We start from the raw sequence: 20564 nt of genomic DNA on the forward strand, positions 1-20564 counted from the left end.
CTTTTCAGGAGGATCTCGTGCCCGTCACCCAGCCGACCGTCCATGTGATCAACCATCTTGACCCCGGCTACCTGCGCCAGGCGCTCGAACACGACGTCAGGACCGGGCTGACGGCCACGCCCAAGTGGCTGCCGCCCAAGTGGTTCTACGACGAGGCGGGCAGCGACCTGTTCTGGCGCATCACCCGGTTGCCCGAGTACTACCCGACCCGCCGCGAGCTGACGATCCTGCGCGCGCGGGCGGCCGAGATCGCCGCCGCGAGCGGCGCCGACACGCTGGTCGAGCTGGGGTCGGGCACGAGCGAGAAGACCGTGGTCCTGCTGGACGCGCTCACCGCGGCGGGCACGCTGCGCGCCTACACGCCGGTGGACGTGGACGCCGTCACCCTGGAGGCGGCCGCGCGCCGGCTGGGCGGCCGCTATCCCGGGCTGGAGGTGCGGCCGGTGTGCGCCGACTTCGAGCGGCACCTGCGGCTGCTGCCGCGTTCGGGCAGGCGCATGGTGGCCTTCCTCGGCGGCACGATCGGCAATCTCGAACCGGCCGCCCGCGAGGTGTTCCTGAAGGAGGTGCGCGCCACCCTGCGGCCCGGCGACACGTTCCTGCTCGGCGCCGACCTGGTGAAGGACACCGGGCGGCTGGTCGCGGCCTACGACGACGCCGCCGGGGTGACGGCCGCGTTCAACCGGAACGTCCTGCGCGTGGTGAACCGGGAGCTGGCGGCCGGGTTCGAGCCGGCGGCGTTCGAGCACGTCGCCCTGTACGACCAGCGCAACGACTGGATCGAGATGCGGCTGCGGGCCACCCGGGACATGCGGGTGCGGGTCGGCGCGCTCGGCCTGACCGTGGACTTCGCCGCGGGCGAGGAGATGCGGACCGAGATCAGCGCCAAGTTCCGGCTGGAGCCGCTGGGGGAGGAGCTGGCCGCGGCCGGGTTCACCGTCCTGCGGTCGTGGACCGACCCCGCCGGCGACTTCGGGCTGCTGCTGGCCGGGGTGTGATCGCCGCACGCTGGCGGGCCGCCCGCTCGGCCGCGCCGCCCGGCCACCTGGACGCGGCCGGCTGCAACGTGCCCAGCGACCGGACGCTGGCCGCGACGGTCGAGCACCTGCGGCGCGAACGCGAGCTCGGCGGGTACGCCGCCGTGCCCGGACTGACCGCGCCCAGGGCCGCGCTGGCCGCACTGACCGGCGCGGCCGCGGCCGACGTCGCCTTCCTGGAGAGCGGCACGGCCGCGATGGCGGCGCTGCTCGGCGGCTGGCGGCTGCCGCCGGGCGCCCGGGTCGGCTTCACCCGCTCGGAGTACGGCAGCACGCTCATGCTGCTGCGCCGCCTGGCCGCCGAGCGCGGCTGGACCCTCGCCGAGCTGCCCGCCGACGACGCCGCCCGCCTCGACCTCGACGCCCTGTCCGCTGCCCTGCGCCGCGGCCTGGACCTGGTCACCCTGCCGCACCTGCCCTCCCACCGGGGCAGCGCGCAGCCGGTCGGCGAGATCGGCCGCCTGTGCCGGGAGGCCGGCGTGCCCCTGGTCCTGGACGTGTGCCAGTCCCTCGGCCACCTGGACATCACCGGCGCGCGGGCCACCGCCTACGTCGGCACCTCCCGCAAGTGGCTGGCCGGGCCGCGCGGCGTCGGCTTCCTGATCGTCCCCGGCCTCACCGAGGACATGGACGCGGCGGCCCCCGCGCTCGGCGGTCACGTCTGGCTGGAGGACCCGGCGCGCAGCGGGCCGCTGCCCGGCGCCGCGCGCTACGAGAGCGCCGAGTCGGCGGTCGCGGCGCGGATCGGCCTCGGCGTCGCCGTCCTGGAGCACCACGCGCTGGGGCCGGACGCGGTCCGCGCCCACCTCGCCGAGCTGGGCGCGGCGGCCCGGCGCACGCTCGACGGCAGGGGCGGCTGGCGGGTGGTGGAGCCGTACGACGAGCCGACGGCCATCGTCACCCTGCGCCCGCCCGGCGGCGCGGACCCCACCAGGACGGCCGCGGCGGCGGCCGCGGCGGGCCTGCTGGTGGGCGTCGCGCCGGTCGCCCGCGCCCCGCTCGACCTGCGGGAACCGGTGCTACGCGTCTCGCCGCCCCCCGGAACCCGGCAGGAGACCCTGGACGCCCTGGCCCGCGTCCTCGACGGACATTAGAGCGGGCGGGCGTCAGAGCGGGTGGCGTCAGAGCAGGCGGTCGAAGCCGACCAGCAGGTGCGCGGGCCCGCGCAGCGACGCGCTGTGCCGGTACGGCGGCGGGCCGGCGGCCAGCTCCGGCCCGACCAGCCTGTTCACCAGCGCGCCCAGTGCGACCCGCGCCTCGATCCGGGCCAGCGGCGCCCCCACGCAGTAGTGCACGCCCCCGCCGAACCCCAGATGCTGGTTGTCCCGCCGCGCCGGGTCGAAGCGGTCGGCGCCGGGGAAGCGGGCCGGGTCACGGCTGCCCGAGGCCAGCAGCAGCGCCACGTCCGCGCCCTGGGGGACGGTGACCCCGGCGATCTCGATGTCGGCCAGCGTCGTGCGGGTGCGGAACTGCACCGGCGGGTCGTAGCGCAGCACCTCCTCGACGGCCGGCACGATCAGCCCGGGGTCGGCGCGCAGCCGCGCCAGCGCCTCCGGGTTGCGCAGGAACGTCAGCATGCCGTTGGCGATCAGGTTGACGGTGGTCTCGTGGCCGGCGATGAGCAGCAGGGCCATAGTCGCGATGATCTCCGGGGCGTCCATGCGCTCGGCCTCGCCGTCGGTGAGCAGCGCCGACAGCAGGTCGTCCGACGGGTGGGCGTGCCGCTCGCCGGCCAGCTCCACCAGGTACGCGCGCAGCTCCGGCGCGGCGGTCTCGGCCTGCCGCACCTCCTCGGCCGACAGCCCCTCGGGCGGGTCCAGCGTGCGGGCCAGGGCCGAGGCCCAGCCGTGGAAGCGCGGCTCGTCCTCCTTGGGCACGCCGAGCAGGTCGCAGATCACCGTGACCGGCAGCGGGTAGGCCAGGTCGTCCACCACGTCCATGGAGTCGTGGCCGGCGCGCCGGTCGAGCAGTTCGGCCACCAGCGACACCACGTGCTCCCCGAGCCGGTTGACGCGCTCCGGGGTGAAGTGCCGCATGACGATCCGCCGCAGCCGGTCGTGGTCGGGCGGGTCGAGGAAGATGAACGCCGGTTTGCGGGACTCCTGGCCGTCCTGGGCGTCCTGTCCGGCCATCAGTCTGCCGGAGGCGCCGAACGAGCCGGAGCCGCTCCTGCTCTTGCGCTCGTCGGAGCTGATCCGCGGGTCGTGCAGCAGCGAGACGATCTCGGCGTACGTGCTCACCGCGTACAGGTCGTCCCCCTGGCGGGAGACGGGCGTCTCGCGCAGCCGGGCGTACAGCGGGTACGGGTCCGGGCGGCTCGCCTCGTCCAGGACCTGCGCGAACAGGCTCTGCGTCACCTGGTGGGCCATGGTCGTCCTCCGGCTCTCATTCCAGCGGCGGCGCGGTCAGCGGCGAGCGGGGGTCGCGCTCGCGCGGCACCTCGCGCGCGGTCGGGCCCTGCCCGGTCACCGCGGCCGTCGGGCTGTGCGTGGACTGGCCGTCCACGGCCAGGCCGGCGGCCACCGGGAGCAGCGTGCGGGGCCCGTCGGCGGCCCGCAGGTCGGGCGGGAAGGGCGCGGCCGCCTCGATGAGGCCGGCGTAGGCGGGCAGTGAGCGCGGGGCGTCCACCGCGACCGCCGCCACGCACCGGCCCTGGCGGCCGAAACAGGCCACGAAGCGGCGCTCGGCCACCGAGCCCTGCGTGACCACCACCTCGTCGGCGATCGTCGGCAGCCCGACGGACTTGATGCTGACGCCGAACTGGTAGGACCAGAACGCCGGCAGCCCCCGGTGCGGGCGCGGCCGGTCGGCGACCATGTTGTGCGCGGCGGTGGCCGCCTGGCGCACCGCGTTGTCCCAGTGCTCCACGGCCAGCAGCAGGCCGTCGTAGTGCGGGTGCGGCCAGCGCGCCACGTCGCCGGCCACGAACACGTCGGAGGTGACGATCGCGTCGGCGTCGAAGGCCCGGCAGGCGGCGTCGCACACCACCCCGCGCGCGTCGGCGGCCAGGCCCGCCCCGTCCAGCCATTCGGTGTTGCGGACGGCCCCGAGCGCCACCACCGCGACCTCGACCGGCAGGACGTCGCCGTCGGACAGGTGCGCCGCGCGCAACCGGCCCTCCGCGTCGCCCTCCAGCGCCATCACCGTGGTGTTCACCCGCAGGTCCACGCCGTGCTCGCGGTGCAGCCGGGCGGCCACGCTGCCGGCCGCCGCGCCCAGGGCGCCGGCCAGCGGGGCCGGGCCGCGTTCGGCGACCGTCACGGCCAGGCCCATCTCGCGGCACACGGAGGCGATCTCCGAGCCGGTGAACCCGCCGCCGATGACCAGCACCCGGCTCGGCCCGGCGGCGAGCGCGGCCCGCAGGCTCGCCGCGTCGTCGCGTCCGCGCAGGGTGAACACGCCGGTCAGGGCCGCCTCGGCGGGCTCGGGCCAGGGGCGCGCCCGGGTGCCGGTGGCGATCAGCACCCGGTCGAAGCCGATCTCGCGCCCGCCGGCCAGGCGTACCTGCCGGGTGCGCAGGTCCAGGCCGGTGGCGGGCTCGCCGAGCAGCCAGCGCGCTCGCAGGTCCCGCGCCGTGACGAGCGCGGTGTGCGCGGGCGAGGCGCGTCCGGCCAGCACCTGCTTGGACAGCGGCGGCCGGTCGTAGGGCTCGTACGGCTCGTCGCCGATCAGGGTCAGCTCCCCGGTGAAGCCCTCGGCGCGCAGCGTCTCGGCGGCCCGCAGGCCGGCCAGCGAGGCGCCGACGATCACCGCGCTACGCATGGTCGTCCGGCGAGCAGGTGATCGCCTGCACCGGGCAGGCCGCGGCGGCCTCGCGCACCTGCTCGCGCAGCGCGTCGGCCGGGGCGTAGTCGTACTCGAGGGACTCGGCGCCGTGGAACCGGAAGACCGCCGGCGCCGCGAACACGCACTGGCCGTAGCTCAGGCAGCGGTTCAGATCGACGAGCACTCTCATGTCCGCCACGTTACGAACGGCTGCTCCAGCCACGTTCCAACCTGATCCCAAGTTTTCCTGATTTGCGAAACCTAGGACTCCTAGGATAAAACCTAGGAAGGTTAGGTTTCCTGCTGCGGAGGTGGATCATGATGGCTCGGGCCGGTCTGACGGCGGACCGCGTGACGGAGGCGGCCGGGGAGCTGGCCGACGAGGCCGGGTTCGACAACCTGACGGTCTCGGCCCTGGCGCGCCGCTTCGGCGTCGCGGACGCCAGCCTCTACTCCCACGTCAGGAACCTCCAGGACCTGCGCGTCCGGGTGGCCCTGCGCGCCGCCCGCATCCAGGCCGACGCCCTGACCGCGGCCGTCGCCGGCAAGGCGGGCAAGGACGCGCTGGCCGCCTTCGCCGCCGCCTACCGCGACTTCGCGCTCGCCCACCCGGGCCTGTACGAGGCCACCCAGCTCCGGCTCGCCCCCGAGATCGTCGCCGGGTGCGCCGACGTCCAGCGCATCTTCACCACCACCAACGCGGTCGTGGCCGCCTACGGGCTGCCCGAGCCGGCCCACACCGACGCCATCCGGCTGCTGCGCAGCACCTTCCACGGCTTCACCAACCTGGAGGCCCGCGGCGGCTTCCAGGCGTCCCGCGACGTCCGCAGCTCGTGGGACGCGATCATCGACGCGCTCGACAGCGCACTGAGACATTGGCAGGTTTCCCCATGACCGGAACGACCGCGACGCGGCCCGGCCTCGACCGGCGGCTGCTGACGGTCGCCGGGGTGCTCACCCTCGGCGCCTTCACCGCCCTGCTCGACGGCACGGTGGTCGGCGTCGCCACGCACACCCTGGCCCGCGCCTTCTCCGCCGACCTGGCGGCCACCCAATGGGTGACGACGGCCTACCTGCTCGCCCTGGCCGCGGTCATCCCGGCGACCGGGTGGGCGGCCCAGCGGTTCGGCGCCGGGACGGCCTGGACCGCCTCGCTCGCCGTGTTCCTGGCCGGCTCGATCCTGTGCGGGTCGGCCTGGTCGCTCGGCAGCCTCATCGCCTTCCGCGTCGTGCAGGGGGCCGGGGCGGGCATGCTCTTCCCGCTCAGCCGGATCATCGTCGTCGAGGTGGCCGGGCGCGAGCGGCTCGGCCGGATGATGGCGCTGATGGCCGTGCCCGCCGTGTTCGCGCCCGTCCTCGGGCCGGTCGTCGGCGGCGTGCTGCTGGAGACGCTGTCGTGGCGGTGGGTGTTCCTGGTCAACGTCCCGTTCGTGGCGGCCGGGGTCGTCCTGTCGGCTCTGTACGTGCGCACCGCCCGGCCGGAAGGCCCGGCCGAACGCCTCGACGTGGCCGGCCTGCTCGGCGTGAGCGGCGGCCTGACCCTGCTGCTGCACGGGCTGAGCGGGGCCGGTGAGCCCGTGGCGGCGCTGACCGCGGCCGCCGGCGCGTTACTGCTGGCCGCCTGCCTGTGGCGGGCCGCCCGCACCTCCGGGCCGCGGATCGTCGAGCCCGGCCTGTTCCGCGACCGGGCCTTCGCCGCCTCCGCCGCGCTGGCCTTCCTGGCCAACTTCTCCCTGTTCGCCGCCGTGTTCCTGGTGCCGCTGTTCGTCCAGACGGCCGAAGGGGCCGGAGCGCTCGGCGCCGGGCTGGTGCTCGCGCCGCAGGGGCTCGGCATGCTCGTCGCGGTGCTGGCGGCCGGCCGGCTGATCGACCTGAACGGCAACTCGCGCCGGATCGTCGTCACGGGCCTGGTCCTGCTGGCGGCCGGGACGCTGCCGTTCGCGCTGGCCGATCCCGGCGCGGGCATGGCGCTGCTGCCGGTGGCGCTGTTCGTCCGCGGGGTGGGGGCCGCGCTCGCGGTCGCACCCACCATGATCACCCTCTACCACTCGCTGCCGCCGGCCAAGGTGCCCGCCGCGACCACCGCCAACGCCATCGGCCAGCAGGTCGGCGCGGCGGCCGGCACCGCCTGCGTGGCCGTGCTGCTCCAGCACGGCGGCTACCGGCCCGCCTTCTGGGTCACGCTGGCCGCCGTCGTGCTCTGCCTCCTGCCCGCCCTGTTCCTCCCGTCCTCGAAAGCAGGCACGTCATGAACCCCGTCACCGAGAACGAGATCCGCTCGTCCTTCGTCAACTGCTCCAAGGGCGAGGCCCGCCGGCTCGCCGTCCCGAGGGGGCTGCCCGAGCTGCCCTGGCCCGACCTCGACTTCCTGGGCTGGCGCGATCCGGGGGCGCCCGAGCGGGCGTACCTGGTGGCCGAACGCGGCGGCGCGCCGGTCGGCGTCGCGCTGCGGCTCGGCCAGGAGGTGCGCAGGAGCTTCACCAAGAGCACGCTCTGCTCGGTCTGCGTGACCCCGCACGCCGGGACCGGCGTCGCGCTGTTCACCGCGGCCCGGGTCGGCGCGGCGGGGCGGCAGGGCAACACGGTGGGCGCCTACATGTGCGCCGACCTGGCCTGCTCCCTGTACGTCCGGGGACGCAAGGAGACCGAGCTGGGCGTCCGGTTCGAGTCGCTGAGCGTGGCCGAACGCGTCGCCAGGACCACGGTCAACCTGGACGCCTTCCTCGACAAGATCCTGCACGACACCCTGGCGTGACCCGGGTGTGGAGGGGCGGCGTCCGGCTCGCGCCGCGGGGCGGGAAGGACGCCGCCCGGTTCCCTTCCTCGGGAACGTGGCGGCCGGTGAACTGTCGGGGCTGCCTGCGACACTCCCCGGATGCTGATATTGGAACTGTTGCGGCCGACGTTGCGCGCCGCCTGGGGGCCCGACACCTGCGACACCGCCGCGCGGGAGGAGTGGCGGGCCGACAACCCGGCCAGAGGGCAGTGCGGGATCACCGCGCTGGTGGTCCAGGACCTGCTCGGCGGAGACCTGATCCTGGCCGAGGTGCACGCCGACGGCGTCAAGGTCGGCCACCACTACTGGAACGTGCTGCCCGGCGGCACCGAGATCGACTTCACCTCCGACCAGTTCCACCCGGGAGAGGTGCTCGTGAATCCCCAGGTCCAGCACCGTCCCCCGGACGCGCCGCGCCGGTGCCGCGAGCAGTACGAGCTGCTGCGCCACCGCGTCGTCACCGCGCTGTCCGGGCCGCCGCCCGCCCGAGACGTCATGTGACGCCATAGTGACGCCATAGCGCATTGCGATGGCGTCACTTCGCGTGTCATGATGGCGTCATGGACCTTGCCCCGTATGTCGATCAACTCCGGCGCGAGCTCATGCTCGCCGCCGGGACGGGCGGCGAGGAGGCCCGTGCGCTGGCCGAACGCTTCGCCGCCACGTTGGAGTCGGCCGCCCGGCTCGCGCTGCTGGAGGCCCTGTCGGCCGCCGCGGACGAGATCACCCAGGACCTCGCGCCCGGCTCGGTCGAGGTGCGCCTGCGCGGCCGCGACCCCGCCTTCGTCGTGACGTCACCGCCCGCCGCCCACCCGTTCCCGGACCAGGACCAACCGCCCGTCAGCGCCGGGCCGGGCGAGCGGCCGCCCACACCGCCGCCGCCACCCGAGGCGGACGAGGGCGGCACGTCCCGGATCTCCCTCCGGGTGCCTGAGGCGCTCAAGCCGCGCATCGAGGAGGCGGCCGCGCGTGACGGGCTGTCCGTCAACGCCTGGCTGGTCCGCGCCGTCTCCGCGGCGCTCGACCCCGCCGACGCCACCCGCGACGCCACTCGCCGCGCCACCCGGCGCCCGGCCCCGCAGACCGGCAACCGCTACAGCGGCTGGGTGCGCTGATGACCATGCCGACCGATGACAGGGAGACCGGAATGCCGGCCTTCGACACGCCCCGCCCCATCGTCGCCGTCCTCGACCTGGCGACCGCCGCCGTCCGCGTCGTCGCGGGCGACCGCGGCGAGACCGTGGTCGAGGTCCGCCCGAGCGACGAGCACAACGACGCCGACGTGCAGGCCGCCCGGCACGTCCAGGTCCATTACGCCGACGGCAGGCTCACGGTGGCCGCCGACAAGGAGCAGGGCGCGCCGGCGCTCGGCTGGGGGCTCTCGCTCGGCAAACTCGTCGAGTCGCCCGCCGACTGGGCGCGTTCGCTGCTGCTCGGCACGGGCTCGGTGGAGGTGACGGTCGAGCTGCCGGCCGGCTCCCGCCTCGACGCCAGGACGTCCGGCGGCCTGTCGTGCCGCGGGCGGCTCGGCGACGTCACGGCGACCACCACGTACGGAGACATCCGCGTCGAGGAGGCCGGACGGCTGCGCCTGAAGAGCACCCACGGCACCGTCTCCGTCACCCGCGCCCGCGGGCACGCCGAGATCACCACGAACCACGGCGACATCCGCGTCGGCGAGATCGACGGCACCGCCGCGGTCAAGACCGCCCACGGCGACGTGCGCCTCGGCGAGGTCACCGGCGAGCTGCGGCTCAACAGCGCCCACGGCGACATCACCGTGGAGCGCCCGCTGGCCGGCGTCGTCGCCAAGACCGCCTACGCCGGTGTGGAGATCCGCGAGGTGGCGTCCGGCACGGTCGTCATGGAGACCACCGGCGGCGGCCTGGACGTCGGCGTCCCCGAGGGCACCTCCGCCTGGCTCGACGTCAGCTCCCGGTACGGCACCGTGAACGTCGCCCTCGACCCCGGCGACGACCCCGGCGACGCGGCGCGGACCGTCGAGATCCACGCCCACACCACGCACGGCGACATCGACATCCACCGTTCCTGACGACCGAGGAGACCGACATGCCAGACGCGATCGTGGTCGAAGGGCTGACCAAGAGGTTCGGCGACGTGGCCGCCCTCGACGGCGTCGACCTGACCGTCCCGGAGGGGACCGTCTTAGGACTGCTGGGCCCCAACGGCGCCGGCAAGACCACCACGGTGAGGATCCTCACCACGCTCCTGCGACCGGACGCCGGGCACGCCACGGTGGCCGGGTTCGACGTCGTCCGCGACGCCCGCCGGCTGCGCGCCCGCATCGGCGCGTCCGGCCAGTACGCCGCCGTGGACGACCACCTCACCGGCGCCGAGAACCTGGAGATGGTCGGCCGCCTCTACCACCTGGGCGCCCGGCGCAGCCGCGAGCGCGCCCGCGAGCTGCTGGACCGCTTCGACCTCGCCGACGCCGCCGACCGCCCGGTGCGCGGCTGGTCCGGCGGCATGCGCCGCCGCCTCGACCTGGCCGGCGCGCTGGTCGCCGACCCGCCCGTGCTGTTCCTGGACGAGCCCACCACCGGCCTCGACCCCCGCGCCAGGATCGCCCTGTGGGACGTCATCGCCGAGCTCGTCCGGGAGGGCACCACCGTCCTGCTCACCACCCAGTACCTGGAGGAGGCCGACCGGCTCGCCGACCGCATCGTGGTGGTCGACCACGGGCGGGTGATCGCCCGCGGCACGGCCGAGGAGCTGAAGGACCAGGTCGGCGGCGACCGCATCCAGCTCTCGGTGACCAGCGCGGCGAGCCTGGACCACGCCGCCCGCGCCCTGGCGCCGCTGGCCCTGGGCGAGATGCAGGTCGACGCCGCCGCCCTGCGCATGACGATCCCGGTGACCGGCGGCGCGGCCGCGCTGACCCGGGCGCTCGGCCACCTGGCCGCCGAGCGGATCGCCGTACGCGACGCCGGGCTGCGCCGGCCCACCCTCGACGACGTGTTCCTCACCCTCACCGGACGCCAGGCCGCCGACAAGACCGAGGAGACCGTTCGATGAACGCCTTCCAACTGGCCGCCGCCGACGGCCTGACCATCGCCAGGCGCAACGCGCTCAAGATCCGCAGAGCCCCCGACCTGCTGGGCGGCGTGATCATGCTGCCCATCGTGTTCGTGGTGCTGTTCACCTACGTCTTCGGCAGCATGATCGAGCTGCCCGGCATGTCCTACGGCGAGTACCTGCTGCCCGGGATCTTCGTCATGACGATCGTCACCAGCGCGCAGATCACCGGCTACACGCTCACCCAGGACCTGCAGAAGGGCATCTTCGACCGGTTCCGCACCCTGCCGATGTCCCCGACGGCGGTGCTCACCGGCCAGACCGTGAGCGACGTGATCATGAACGTCACCAGCATCGCCACCATGGCGCTCGTCGGCCTGCTGGTCGGCTGGCGCGTCCACAGCTCGCCGCCGGAGGCGGTGCTCGGGTTCGCGATGCTGCTGCTGTTCGCCTACGCCTTCTCCTGGGTGACGGCCACCGTCGCGCTGGCCCTGCGCACGCCCGAGGTGTTCAACAACCTCGCCACCCTCACCTCGTTGCCGCTGGTGTTCCTGTCCAACGCGTTCGCCGACAGCACGCGCCTGCCCGGCCCGCTGCGGCCGATCGCCGAGTGGAACCCGGTCTCCACGCTCGTCCAGGCCGCGCGTGAGCTGTTCGGCAACACCAGCGCCGCCCTGCCCCAGCCCGCCGCCTGGCCGCTGCGGCACGCCGTGCCGGTGTCGCTGCTGTGGTCCGTGCTGCTCCTGGCCGTGTTCGTGCCGCTGGCCACGCGGCTGTACAACAGGGCCGTCAGCCGATGAACACCGTCTCGGGCGCGGACCGCGAGCGGGCGGTCGAGCTGGTCCAGCAGGCGTACGCGGACGGCCGGCTCGACCCCGGCGAGCTGGAGCGGCGGCTCGAACTGGCGCTCACCGCCACCTCCGCCCGCGAGCTGGCGCCGATCGTCGCCGACCTGCCGGACGAGGTGGTCCGGCTGGGCTCCACCGGCGGCGCCGTCACCCGGACCGGCGACTGGGAGGTCCCGCGCCGCCTGTGCGTCGACTCCAAGTACGGCCGGGTGCGGCTCGACCTGTCGCGGGCCCACGTGCCGTACGCGCGCATCGACATCGAGCTGCTGCTGGCGTACGGCAGCGCCACGATCGTCCTGCCCGCGGGCGCCACCGCGAACGCCGACGGGGTGCGGTCCGAGTGGGGGCGGGTGACCTGCAAGGTCCCCGGCCGGCCCCGCCCCGGCCACCCGCACGTCCAGGTGACCGGCGACCTCCCCTACGGCCGCCTGCTCATCCGCCCGGCCCGCCGCTGACCCGGCCCCCGGCGGCTACCCGTTCAGGTGGCGGCGGAGGAAGTCGAGCTGGAGGAGGAGCAGGCCCTCGAAGACGTCCTCGTCCGAGGTGGGGGCGTGGGAGGCGCCGGACAGCGGCAGCACCTCGTGCGGGCGTCCCGCGGCCAGCAGCGCGGACGACAGGCGCAGCGTGCCCGCCGGGAACACGTTGTCGTCGGACAGGCCGTGGACGAGCTGCAGGGGGCGGGCCAGGGTGTGCGCCTCGACCAGGGTGGAGCAGGCTTCGTAGCGGTCGGGGTGGCGGTCCGGGTGCCCGAGGAAACGTTCCCGCCAGTGGGTGTCGTACAGACGCTGCTCGCTGGTGCCGGCGCCGGCGACGGCGGCGTGGAAGACGTCCGGACGCCGCAGCACCGCCAGGACGGCCAGCGTGCCCGCGAACGACCAGCCGCGCATCGCGACCCGGCGCAGGTCCAGCTCCGGGTGGCGGGCGGCGACCGCGTGCAGGGCGGCCACCTGGTCCGCCAGCACGGGGCCGAACATGTCGCCGTGCACCTCGCGCTCCCAGGCGGGGCCGCGGCCCGGCGTGCCGGCCCCGTCGGTGACCAGGACGGCGAACCCCTGCTCGGCGAACCACTGCGAGACGAACATCATCGGCGCCTGCTCGTCGGTGACCCGGCGCCCGGCCGGCCCCGCGTACGGGTCCAGCAGGACGGGCAGCGCCGGGTCGCCGGGGCGGTGCCAGGAGGGCAGGTGCAGGTGGCTGCGCAGCTCGCGCCCGGTGGTGACGAGCGACAGCCGGCGCAGCGCCAGCACCGGCCGCTGCGCCGCCGACGCCACCTCGACCCCGCTCCCCGTCGGGGACGCCGTCCCAGGGCGTTCCACGCGGACGCGCTCGCCCGGGTGCTCGGCGGTGCGGATGACGTGGACGAGGGTGCCCCCGCGCCGGGTCCCGCCGTGCACCCCGGGCGCGACGCTGAGCCGGTGGGCGCCCGCCGCCGGGGTGTGCAGCCACAGGTGGGTCTGCGCGGGGTCGTCGGAGGCGGTGAAGAGCACGTCCTCGCCGTCCACGTCGAGCACCGCCTCCAGGTGCAGGCCGGGCGGCGTGACCGGGACGCCGCCGACGGTGAGCCGCCGCGTGCCGTCCAGGTCGGCGTGGGCGACCAGCCGGCCGGAGCCGGTACGGGCGGGCGTGCCCGGGACGAGCTGCACCCAGTACGGATCGTGCTGCTCGGCCAGCAGCCGCGTCCGGCCGGAGTCCGGGTCGGCGGCCAGCACCCGGACCGTCCGCTGGTCCCTGCTCTGCACCGACAGGTACGGGCCGTGGGCGTCCCAGCCGGCGGCCGTCACGTACTCGAAGGCGGTCCGGTCCCAGGCGACCTCGACGCGCCCGCCGTCCATCGCGCCGTCCACCCCGGCGATCCAGAGGGTGACGTCGGCGTTGGCGGTGCCGGCCGCCGGGTACCGCACGGCCCGGGGCGGGCGCGCGGGCTCGGCGGGGTCGCCCACGTGCCAGAGCGCGACGCCGGCCTCGTCCACCCGGGCCGTCAGCAGGCGGCCGCCGTCGGGGCACCACCAGTAGCCGCGGGATCGGCCCATCGAGGCGGACGCGGCGTACTCGGCCACGCCGAACCGCACGTCCGGCCCGTCGGGCTCGGCCACGGCGCGGTCGCCGGCGCCGTCCGCGCCGATCACCCGCAGCGCGCCGCCGGAGAGGTAGGCGACCAGCCGCCCGGCCGGGTCGGGCCGCGGGTCGCGGGCCGTGCCGGGCACCGGCAGCGTACGGGCCGCGCCGGTCGGGACGTCCACCGCCCACAGCGCGCCCGCCAGGGCGAACACCGCCAGGCCGGCCGCGTCGTCCGTGGCGTAGGAGCCGATCCCCTGGGTGCCGCCGCCGGTCAGCGCGGCGGGGTCGGCGAGCAGCCGCTCCTCGCCGGAGCCGGCGTCCAGGGCCCAGAGGCAGGTGACCGGGTCGTCGCCGGCGCGGCTGCGCAGGAACAGCACGACGGAGCCGTCCGCCGAGACGGTGAAGGCCGAGGGGGCGCCCAGGGTGAACCGCCGGGTGCGGGCGAACTGCCGGGGCAGGCTGATCTTGGTGTCGTCGTCGTGGTGCGGCATATGTGCCTGGTTCCTCTCACGGTGGTCCGGTTGTCGGGCACGACAAAAAGCGCACACCGTAGTGGTGTGCGCTTCGTTCGTGTCAGGTGATCGGCGGGACTTCTCGCGCGGCTCCCGCGGCCGCCTCCTGCTCGCCGGGACGATCTCCGCGGCCGAGCTCCCGGACATTTTACTACATGATCATCCGCGTGGCGGCGTGCGCGTGACCGGGGGAGATCCCCGGCGGCCGCCCGCGTCGGGCCGGATCGGCTCTGGTACTGTGACGGTCTCTGGCCGAGAACGTCCGTAGGAGGTGAGACCCATTACCGCTTCGTCAGGCTGGGGCTCCCTTCCGGCACACGTCCGGCCCGCCAGGGCCAGGTGACCGCGGGGAGCGCCCATCGGCATCCCGAAAGGCTCCCCATGTCCCCCTCCCCGATCCCCATGTCCGCCGTCGTCGCCCGGCTGCGCGCCGCCGGCTGCGTCTTCGCCGAGGACGAGGCCGAGCTGCTGGTCTCCACCGCCCGTACCCCCGCCGAGCTGGCCGGGATGGTCGAGCGCCGGGCCGGCGGGCTGCCGCTTGAGCACGTCCTGGGCTGGGCGCAGTTCTGCGGCCTGCGCGTCGCCGTCGAGCCCGGCGTGTTCGTGCCGCGTCCGCGCACCGAGTTCCTCATCCGTCAGGCCGTCGCGCTGGCCCGCCGGGCCGGCCGCCCGCCCGTCGTGCTCGACCTGTGCTGCGGCACGGGCGCGATGGGCGCCGCGGTCGCGGCGGCGCTGGGGGAGGGGGCCGAGGTGCACGCGGCCGACCTCGACCCCGCCGCCGTGCGCTGCGCCCGGCTCAACCTGCCCGGCGGCCACGTCCACCAGGGCGACCTGTACGACGCCCTGCCCGGCTCGCTGCGCGGCCGCGTCGGCATCCTGATCGCCAGCCCGCCCTACGTGCCGACCGAGTCGGTCGGCCTGCTGCCGCCCGAGGCGCGCCTGCACGAGCCGCTGATGGCGCTGGACGGCGGCGGCGACGGGCTCGACGTGGTGCGGCGGGTGATCGCGGGGGCGTCCGGCTGGCTCGCGCCGGGCGGGCACCTGCTGGTGGAGACCAGCGAACGGCAGGCCGCGGCCACCGTCCGGGCCGCCGTGGCCGCGGGGCTCCCGGCGCGGGCCACGGTCTCGGAGGAACTGGACGCCACCGCCGTCATCGCCACCCGCCCCGCCTGAGGCCCGTACCCACGTGAACCGGACAACGCCCGCCTGAGGCCCGTACCCACGCGAACCGGACTACGGCGGATCGGGCCGCGGCGGCGCTGCAGGGGTCGGGGGCTCCGGGGGGCGGGCAGCGCGGTGCCCGGCGCGCCGGAGCGTGCCGGGCACCGCCCGCGTCCTCCTTACGGACGCTGCGGGCGGGTGGGGTTGGCGGTGGTCCCCGTCGTGGTCCCGGTGGTACCCGTGGTCCCGGTGGTACCTGTGGTCCCTGTCGGGCGGGTGGTCATGTGCTCAGCCGTCCCCACCGGGTTGCGGCCCTTGCGCAGGCCCGCCAGCCCCAGCAGTCCGAGCAGCCCCAGCAGGCCCCACAGACCGCCGTTGCCGCCGCCCTCGTCGTATCTGTTCTCGGTCGGTTGCGGGCTCGGCGTCGCCTGGCTCTGGACGACGGGCGTGTCCGCCACAGCGGTGGCGGCCGGGGCCAGCGCCAAGCAGAATGCCATCCCCAGGCCGGTGAGCGTCTTGCGCATGTGGGTTCCCCCGGATCCGGCGGCCCTCAAGGCGGAGAGCCGCCTGTCGCGCCTTCCGGGCGACGGCCCGGAAGGTTCCCCCGAAATGGAGCGAGAACTCCATACTCGCTGGTAGACCTACCCCCACCCGCGCAAACAATCCCCACAAACCAGGACATACCGCCATAGTTGGGGCGGTAGGCGTTCAGGCGATGGCCGCCAGGAGGCCGGTCAGCGCGTCGGCCTGGGCCAGCCCGCTGGCCGCGGCGATCTCGTCCAGGGTCTGCGCCGGGCGCACCTCGCTCAGCCGGACGTCGCCGTCCGCCGTGACGGTGAAGCCGTGCACCGCCGGATAGGGCAGGCTGTTGTAGGCCCACGGGGTGGAGAAGTAGTAGGCGCCGGTGTCGTGCAGCACGACGATGTCGCCCTCGGCCAGCTCCGGCAGCTCCCTGGCGTGCGCGACCACGTCACCGGCGAAGCAGCACGGGCCCGCGACGTCCTGGGCGAGCAGGGGGCCGTCCTTGGGGTCGCCCGACGGGCCGTACGCGCCGACCCGCAGCGGCCAGGCGTCCGGCATGAGCACCGTGCGGGTGGCGACCTGCGCGCCCGCGTGGGTGATCGCCACCCGCCGCCCGCCCGCGTCCTTGGTGTACTCCACCAGGGCCGCGACGAAGCCGTTCTTGGCCAGCAGCGACCGGCCGAACTCGGTGACCAGCGCGTACCGGCCGTCGAACAGCCCGGGGACGGCCGCGCGCAGCGTGGCGACGTAGTCGGCGTAGGTGGGGGCCACCTCGTCGCCGTCGAAGTTCACCGGCAGGCCGCCGCCGATGTCGATGCTGGTGATCTGCCGGACCCCGAGCGTCGCGTTGATCTCCTCGGCCAGCCGGTAGGTCTCGGCGATGCCCGCCGCGATCAGCTCCAGCGGGCAGCCCTGGGAGCCGACGTGCGCGTGCAGGCGGGTCAGCCACGGCCGTTCGGCGAAGGCGCGGACGACGGCCTCGCGGGCCCCCGGGTCGCGCAGCGCGACGCCGAACTTGGAGGTGGCGGTCGCGGTGCTCATCGCGCCGATCGTGCCGGTGCCGACCTGCGGGTTCACCCGCAGCCCCAGCACCGAGGAGGAGTCCGGCGCGCGCAGCTCGTCGATGCGGCGCAGCTCGGCCAGGCTGTCGGCGTTGACCGCGACGCCCAGGGACAGGGCCTGGCGCAGCTCCTCGCGGGTCTTGGCGGGGGAGTCGAAGACGATCGTGCCCGGCGCGAACCCGGCGTCCAGCGCGATCCGCAGCTCGCCGGGGCTGGCCACCTCGCACCCCATGCCCGAGGCGGCCAGCAGCCGCAGGACGGGGATCAGCGACGCGGCCTTGGCGGCGAAGGTGTGCAGCACGTCCGGGACCTCGCCGAACGCCTCGTGCAACGCCCTGACCGAGTCCCGCACGCCGGCGGTGTCGACGAAGCCGGCGACCGGCTCGCCCGGGCCGAGCGCGCCGGCGCGTACGGCATGGCGCAGCACGTGTGCGGCGCGTTCGGCGGTGGTGCCGCGGGCCGGGGCTGGCGCGAGCGTGGCACTGCTCTGGATCACGTCCAAGGCTCCTGGATGCATCGGGAAAGAGGGAGTTTCGGAGGGGGGCCAGACGAGATTCGGCCATGACCGCAGGCCAAGTCTTCAGCCGAGTGGACAAAGCCCGCATACGGCTTTGTCCACTCGGCCAAGGAAAATCCGGAGCCCCAGGTCAGGCGGCCAGGCGGACGGCGAGGGTGAGCAGCAGCCGGGTGTCGGGGTCGTCGAGATCGACGCCGAAGCGCTCGCGGACGCGGCGCAGCCGGTAGCGCAGGGTGTTCGGATGCAGGACCAGCCGGCGTGCGGCGCGGCCGACGTCCCCGGCGGCGTCGAGGTAGGCGGCGATCGAGCGGACCAGCTCGCCGCCCGCCGCCAGGTCGGCGTGGACCAGGTCGTACACCGGGCCGCTGCCGCGTTCCCACACCGGGCGGACGGCGTCCAGGACGCGCAGCACGTCCAGGGCGGGGCCGAGGTCGGCCGCCAGGGCGTGGCGGGGGCCGGCGTCGCGGGCGCGCAGGACCCGTACGACCAGGTCGGCCTCCTCCCGCGAGCCCGCCGCGACCAGCGGCGAGGCGGCCACCGACCCCGCCCCCACCAGCACCGCGGCGGCGCCCGGCGTCGAGGCGGCCAGCCCGTCCAGCTCCCGGGCCAGCCCGAGCACGTCCCGCTCGTCGCCGCCGCGCACCGGCACCAGGGCCAGCACCCGGCCGGTCTCCCGCAGCACCCGCACGCCCGTCCGGTAGGAGGCGGCGTGCAGCGCGAGCACCTCCAGCACCCGCTCACCGGCCGGGCCCCGGGCCGCCGCGCCCTCGCCCGCCGCGTCGGGGCCGGTCTCGGCGATCACGACGGCGCAGCGCAGGTCGGGCGGCAGGCCCAGCGTCCAGGCGTGGGTGCTCATGTCGCCCTCGCCGCCCAGCAGCCCGCGCAGCGCGTGCTCCTCGCGCAACCGCGCGCCGCTCTCCCGCAGCCGGTGCTGCACCAGGTACGGCACCGCCACCTCCGCGGCCCGGCTCAGCGCGCTGGCCGCGTTGGGCGACAGGCTGCGGCCGTCGGCGGCGGCCCAGATCGAGCCCAGCATCTCCCGCCCGCTCCGGATGGCGATGATCAGCCGCTCGGGGGTGTCGCCGTCGGCGGGCCGGTGGATCACCTCGCCGGAGGACCACAGGGTGCGCAGCAGGCCGCTGCGGCGCAGTTCGTCCACCCGCCAGTCGGGCACCCGGCCGCCCAGGATGGTGGAGCGGCGCAGCTCGTCGGCCTCCGGCCCGGTGGCCGAGTGCGCCAGTACGCGGAACTGGGTGTCCTCGATGGTGATCGAGCCGCCGGTGAACTCGGCGACCACCGACGCCAGCGCGGCCAGCCCGCCGCCCGCCGTGGCCTCGGCCATCCGGTCGCCGCGTCCCGCCTCGCCGTAGGCGGCGGCCGAGCGCAGCAGGGTCGCCACGTCGTCCCAGTCGGCCCACTCGGCGCGCGCCAGCAGGGCGATGCCGACCTGCTCGGCCGCGTCGAGCGCGTCGTCGGCCAGGTCCTCGCCCGCCCGCACGACCACCGCCGCGGCGCCGCGCCGCGCCGCCTCGCGGATGGAGGCGGTGGCCGCGCCGGTGGAGTGGAACAGCCCGGCCGCGAGCACGATGCGGCCCGCGTACGAGCGGGCGGGCCCCTCGTCGCCGATGATCATCCCGGACACGTGCACGTCCTGGCCCGACGGCGCGAGCAGCAGCCGCAGGACGCCGCCCTCGTCGAAGGCGAGCAGCTCGCGGAGGGTGATCTGCCCCCGTTTGTTCATGACGGGGAGCATACGCAGGTCACGACGCCTGGCAGGCTGGGGGCCATGCGATTCGGCGTACGCCAGTTCGAGCTGGCCCTGATGCACCGCATGCGCGACCTCAACCCGCGACGCGTGGAACAGGCGCTGGCCGACCTGGACGCCTCCCGCGCCGAGCTGCGCGCCGCCCACGCCCACTGGACCCGGCTGGCCCACGCCCCTCGGGCGCCCAAGGGCCGGGCCGCGCTGCGGATGGCGCTCGGCCCGCCCGCGTACGCCGGCGAGGCCCCGTTCGGCAGCCTGACCTGCGACGTGGCCCGCTGGCGGCTGCCGTCCTGGCCGGCGCTGGAGTTCGAGGCGCTGACCGGCCCCGGCGGCGAGGTGTGGAACCTGTGGTTCGTGCGGCCCGGCGGCGACCGGCGGCTGTCGGCCGCCGACCTGACCCCGTGGGGGTGCGTCGTGGCCGACGTCGCCGCGAGCTTCCCGGTGCGCTTCCAGGGCGAGGGGGCGGCCCCGCACCACTGGGCGGTCGACTTCGCCTGCGAGGGCACGTCCCGCCGCGCCCTGTTCGTGTACGGCCTCCTCCAGCGCCTGGACTGACGCCCCGGCGCGCCCCATGCCACCCTGCCCCCGCCTTCGCGTCGGGTGGCACGTTCCACAGGCGGCCGGAGGTCAGGCGGTGACGAAGTCGGCGACGACCATCGTGGCGTCGTCCTTGGGCGCCGCGGCGGCCACCTCGTCGTACAGCCGGTCCAGGCAGGCGGCCGGGGACGGGCCGACGGCCAGCAGCTCGGTCAGCCGGTGCTCGCCCAGCGCCTTCAGCACGCCGTCGGTGACGACCGCCACGCGGTCGCCCGGCCGCAGCGGCACGGTGCCGACCTCGGGGTTCAGCGTGGAGGCCAGCCCGATCCCGCGCAGCAGCGGCCCGTCGTCGAAGGAGTGCGACGTGGTGAGCCGGCGCGGCTTGCCGCCCTTGGCGCAGTGCCAGATCACGCCGTTGCCGACGTGGGCGAAGCGCAGGCACGGCGTCTCCCCGGGGACGAGCACCAGCAGGTCCATCGTCGTGACCAGCGCCGGCCTGGACGGCGTGCGCAACGCGGCCCGCCGGACGGCCCGGTGGGCGGCCTGGGCGCACTCGTCCATGTCCTCCTCGCGCCGGGCGGAGTGCTGCGGGCGGGCGGCGACCACGGCGCCCAGGGCCAGCGCGGCCGCCGTGTGCGCGACCTCCGTGCCGCCCTGCCCGTCGGCCAGCGCGATCAGCCGCTCCTGGACGACGTAGGCGTCGGAGGGGTGGCCGTGCGAGCCGTCGTACGTGCCGCCCGCGGTCACCAGCCGGGGCCGCGCCGCCGGCATGCCGGGCGGCCAGTCCCCCCGGCGGCCCCGGACCGCCATCACCGAGAGGCAGCCGAGCAGAATCGAGATCGAGAAAACAGTCATGATCGTCCCTCCCGTCGCGCGCGACGACACCTGCCCAGTACATCCCTCTTGCGCGGGATGCGACTGACGGCCGATCAGCCGTCGTGGGGGGGCGTGCGGGGGTGTGGGGTCTTT

Annotated in this window: 21 protein-coding genes; 13 read left to right on the top strand and 8 right to left on the bottom strand. The window is 75.5% G+C overall.

Features of this window, described 5'->3' with window-relative positions; genetic code table 11:
- The first annotated feature begins 17 nt into the window (after positions 1-17).
- Positions 18-998, top strand: coding sequence for an L-histidine N(alpha)-methyltransferase (gene egtD, locus AB0C33_RS44315; protein ID WP_358299575.1), 981 nt, complete (start codon positions 18-20; stop codon positions 996-998).
- Positions 995-2131 carry an ergothioneine biosynthesis PLP-dependent enzyme EgtE gene (gene egtE, locus AB0C33_RS44320; protein WP_358299578.1) on the top strand — a complete coding sequence of 379 codons (1137 nt, stop codon included), beginning with the start codon at positions 995-997 and terminating at the stop codon, positions 2129-2131. The genes egtD and egtE overlap by 4 nt, the downstream gene beginning before the upstream one ends.
- Positions 2132-2158: 27 nt before the next feature.
- On the opposite strand, the gene AB0C33_RS44325 is transcribed toward egtE, so the two are convergent.
- From AB0C33_RS44325 to AB0C33_RS44335, 3 genes are read right to left on the bottom strand one after another with little or no spacing between them, the layout of a single operon-like run.
- Complete coding sequence (locus AB0C33_RS44325; RefSeq protein ID WP_358299581.1) at positions 2159-3406, bottom strand: cytochrome P450; 1248 nt, start codon at positions 3404-3406, stop codon at positions 2159-2161.
- 16 nt (positions 3407-3422) lie between these two features.
- Positions 3423-4799 (bottom strand): FAD-dependent oxidoreductase, encoded by a 1377-nt coding sequence (locus AB0C33_RS44330; RefSeq protein WP_358299584.1) that lies wholly within the window; start codon positions 4797-4799, stop codon positions 3423-3425.
- On the bottom strand, positions 4792-4992 hold the full coding sequence (locus AB0C33_RS44335; protein ID WP_352355003.1) for a ferredoxin: 201 nt from the start codon (positions 4990-4992) through the stop codon (positions 4792-4794). The genes AB0C33_RS44330 and AB0C33_RS44335 overlap by 8 nt, the downstream gene beginning before the upstream one ends.
- Before the next feature lie 131 nt (positions 4993-5123).
- Between AB0C33_RS44335 and AB0C33_RS44340 the strand changes: the two genes are divergently transcribed.
- From AB0C33_RS44340 to AB0C33_RS44380, 9 genes are all read left to right on the top strand, one after another.
- A complete protein-coding gene (locus AB0C33_RS44340; RefSeq protein WP_358299629.1) occupies positions 5124-5696 on the top strand; it encodes a TetR/AcrR family transcriptional regulator in 573 nt (190 codons plus the stop codon).
- Positions 5693-7054 (top strand): DHA2 family efflux MFS transporter permease subunit, encoded by a 1362-nt coding sequence (locus AB0C33_RS44345; RefSeq protein ID WP_358299587.1) that lies wholly within the window; start codon positions 5693-5695, stop codon positions 7052-7054. The genes AB0C33_RS44340 and AB0C33_RS44345 overlap by 4 nt, the downstream gene beginning before the upstream one ends.
- Complete coding sequence (locus tag AB0C33_RS44350) at positions 7051-7557, top strand: FBP domain-containing protein (RefSeq protein WP_352354999.1); 507 nt, start codon at positions 7051-7053, stop codon at positions 7555-7557. Before AB0C33_RS44345 ends, AB0C33_RS44350 begins: the two co-directional genes overlap by 4 nt.
- 120 nt (positions 7558-7677) lie before the next feature.
- Positions 7678-8079, top strand: a complete 402-nt coding sequence (locus tag AB0C33_RS44355) for a hypothetical protein (protein WP_358299589.1) — start codon at positions 7678-7680, stop codon at positions 8077-8079.
- A gap of 59 nt (positions 8080-8138) precedes the next feature.
- Positions 8139-8693 carry a toxin-antitoxin system HicB family antitoxin gene (locus tag AB0C33_RS44360; protein ID WP_358299592.1) on the top strand — a complete coding sequence of 185 codons (555 nt, stop codon included), beginning with the start codon at positions 8139-8141 and terminating at the stop codon, positions 8691-8693.
- Between the two features lie 5 nt (positions 8694-8698).
- The gene (locus tag AB0C33_RS44365) at positions 8699-9631 is read left to right on the top strand and encodes a DUF4097 family beta strand repeat-containing protein (RefSeq protein ID WP_358299595.1); all 933 of its coding nucleotides are present in this window, start codon (positions 8699-8701) and stop codon (positions 9629-9631) included.
- Between the two features lie 17 nt (positions 9632-9648).
- Positions 9649-10614 carry an ATP-binding cassette domain-containing protein gene (locus AB0C33_RS44370; protein ID WP_358299598.1) on the top strand — a complete coding sequence of 322 codons (966 nt, stop codon included), beginning with the start codon at positions 9649-9651 and terminating at the stop codon, positions 10612-10614.
- Positions 10611-11414, top strand: a complete 804-nt coding sequence (locus tag AB0C33_RS44375) for an ABC transporter permease (protein WP_358299601.1) — start codon at positions 10611-10613, stop codon at positions 11412-11414. The genes AB0C33_RS44370 and AB0C33_RS44375 overlap by 4 nt, the downstream gene beginning before the upstream one ends.
- Complete coding sequence (locus tag AB0C33_RS44380) at positions 11411-11917, top strand: DUF1707 domain-containing protein (protein ID WP_358299604.1); 507 nt, start codon at positions 11411-11413, stop codon at positions 11915-11917. The genes AB0C33_RS44375 and AB0C33_RS44380 overlap by 4 nt, the downstream gene beginning before the upstream one ends.
- Positions 11918-11932: 15 nt before the next feature.
- Here AB0C33_RS44380 and AB0C33_RS44385 read toward each other — a convergent pair whose 3' ends face one another.
- Positions 11933-14011 (bottom strand): prolyl oligopeptidase family serine peptidase, encoded by a 2079-nt coding sequence (locus AB0C33_RS44385; RefSeq protein ID WP_358299607.1) that lies wholly within the window; start codon positions 14009-14011, stop codon positions 11933-11935.
- Between the two features lie 402 nt (positions 14012-14413).
- Between AB0C33_RS44385 and AB0C33_RS44390 the strand changes: the two genes are divergently transcribed.
- Complete coding sequence (locus tag AB0C33_RS44390) at positions 14414-15205, top strand: putative protein N(5)-glutamine methyltransferase (RefSeq protein ID WP_358299610.1); 792 nt, start codon at positions 14414-14416, stop codon at positions 15203-15205.
- A 167-nt stretch (positions 15206-15372) separates the two neighbouring features.
- On the opposite strand, the gene AB0C33_RS44395 is transcribed toward AB0C33_RS44390, so the two are convergent.
- The 3 genes from AB0C33_RS44395 to AB0C33_RS44405 all read right to left on the bottom strand — a co-directional run bounded on the left by AB0C33_RS44395 (position 15373) and on the right by AB0C33_RS44405 (position 19034).
- Positions 15373-15717: a WGxxGxxG family protein gene (locus tag AB0C33_RS44395; RefSeq protein WP_358299613.1), complete on the bottom strand. Its 345-nt coding sequence runs from the start codon at positions 15715-15717 to the stop codon at positions 15373-15375.
- Between the two features lie 184 nt (positions 15718-15901).
- Positions 15902-17272 carry a diaminopimelate decarboxylase gene (locus AB0C33_RS44400; RefSeq protein WP_358299616.1) on the bottom strand — a complete coding sequence of 457 codons (1371 nt, stop codon included), beginning with the start codon at positions 17270-17272 and terminating at the stop codon, positions 15902-15904.
- A 151-nt stretch (positions 17273-17423) separates the two neighbouring features.
- Positions 17424-19034 (bottom strand): helix-turn-helix domain-containing protein, encoded by a 1611-nt coding sequence (locus AB0C33_RS44405; RefSeq protein ID WP_358299619.1) that lies wholly within the window; start codon positions 19032-19034, stop codon positions 17424-17426.
- A gap of 45 nt (positions 19035-19079) precedes the next feature.
- On the opposite strand from AB0C33_RS44405, the gene AB0C33_RS44410 reads away from it, so the two are divergent.
- On the top strand, positions 19080-19613 hold the full coding sequence (locus AB0C33_RS44410) for a hypothetical protein (RefSeq protein ID WP_358299621.1): 534 nt from the start codon (positions 19080-19082) through the stop codon (positions 19611-19613).
- A gap of 72 nt (positions 19614-19685) precedes the next feature.
- Here AB0C33_RS44410 and AB0C33_RS44415 read toward each other — a convergent pair whose 3' ends face one another.
- Positions 19686-20450, bottom strand: a complete 765-nt coding sequence (locus tag AB0C33_RS44415; protein WP_358299622.1) for a SpoIIE family protein phosphatase — start codon at positions 20448-20450, stop codon at positions 19686-19688.
- Between the last annotated feature and the right edge of the window lie 114 nt (positions 20451-20564).

Source organism: Nonomuraea sp. NPDC048881 (assembly GCF_040649795.1).
GTDB lineage: Bacteria > Actinomycetota > Actinomycetes > Streptosporangiales > Streptosporangiaceae > Nonomuraea.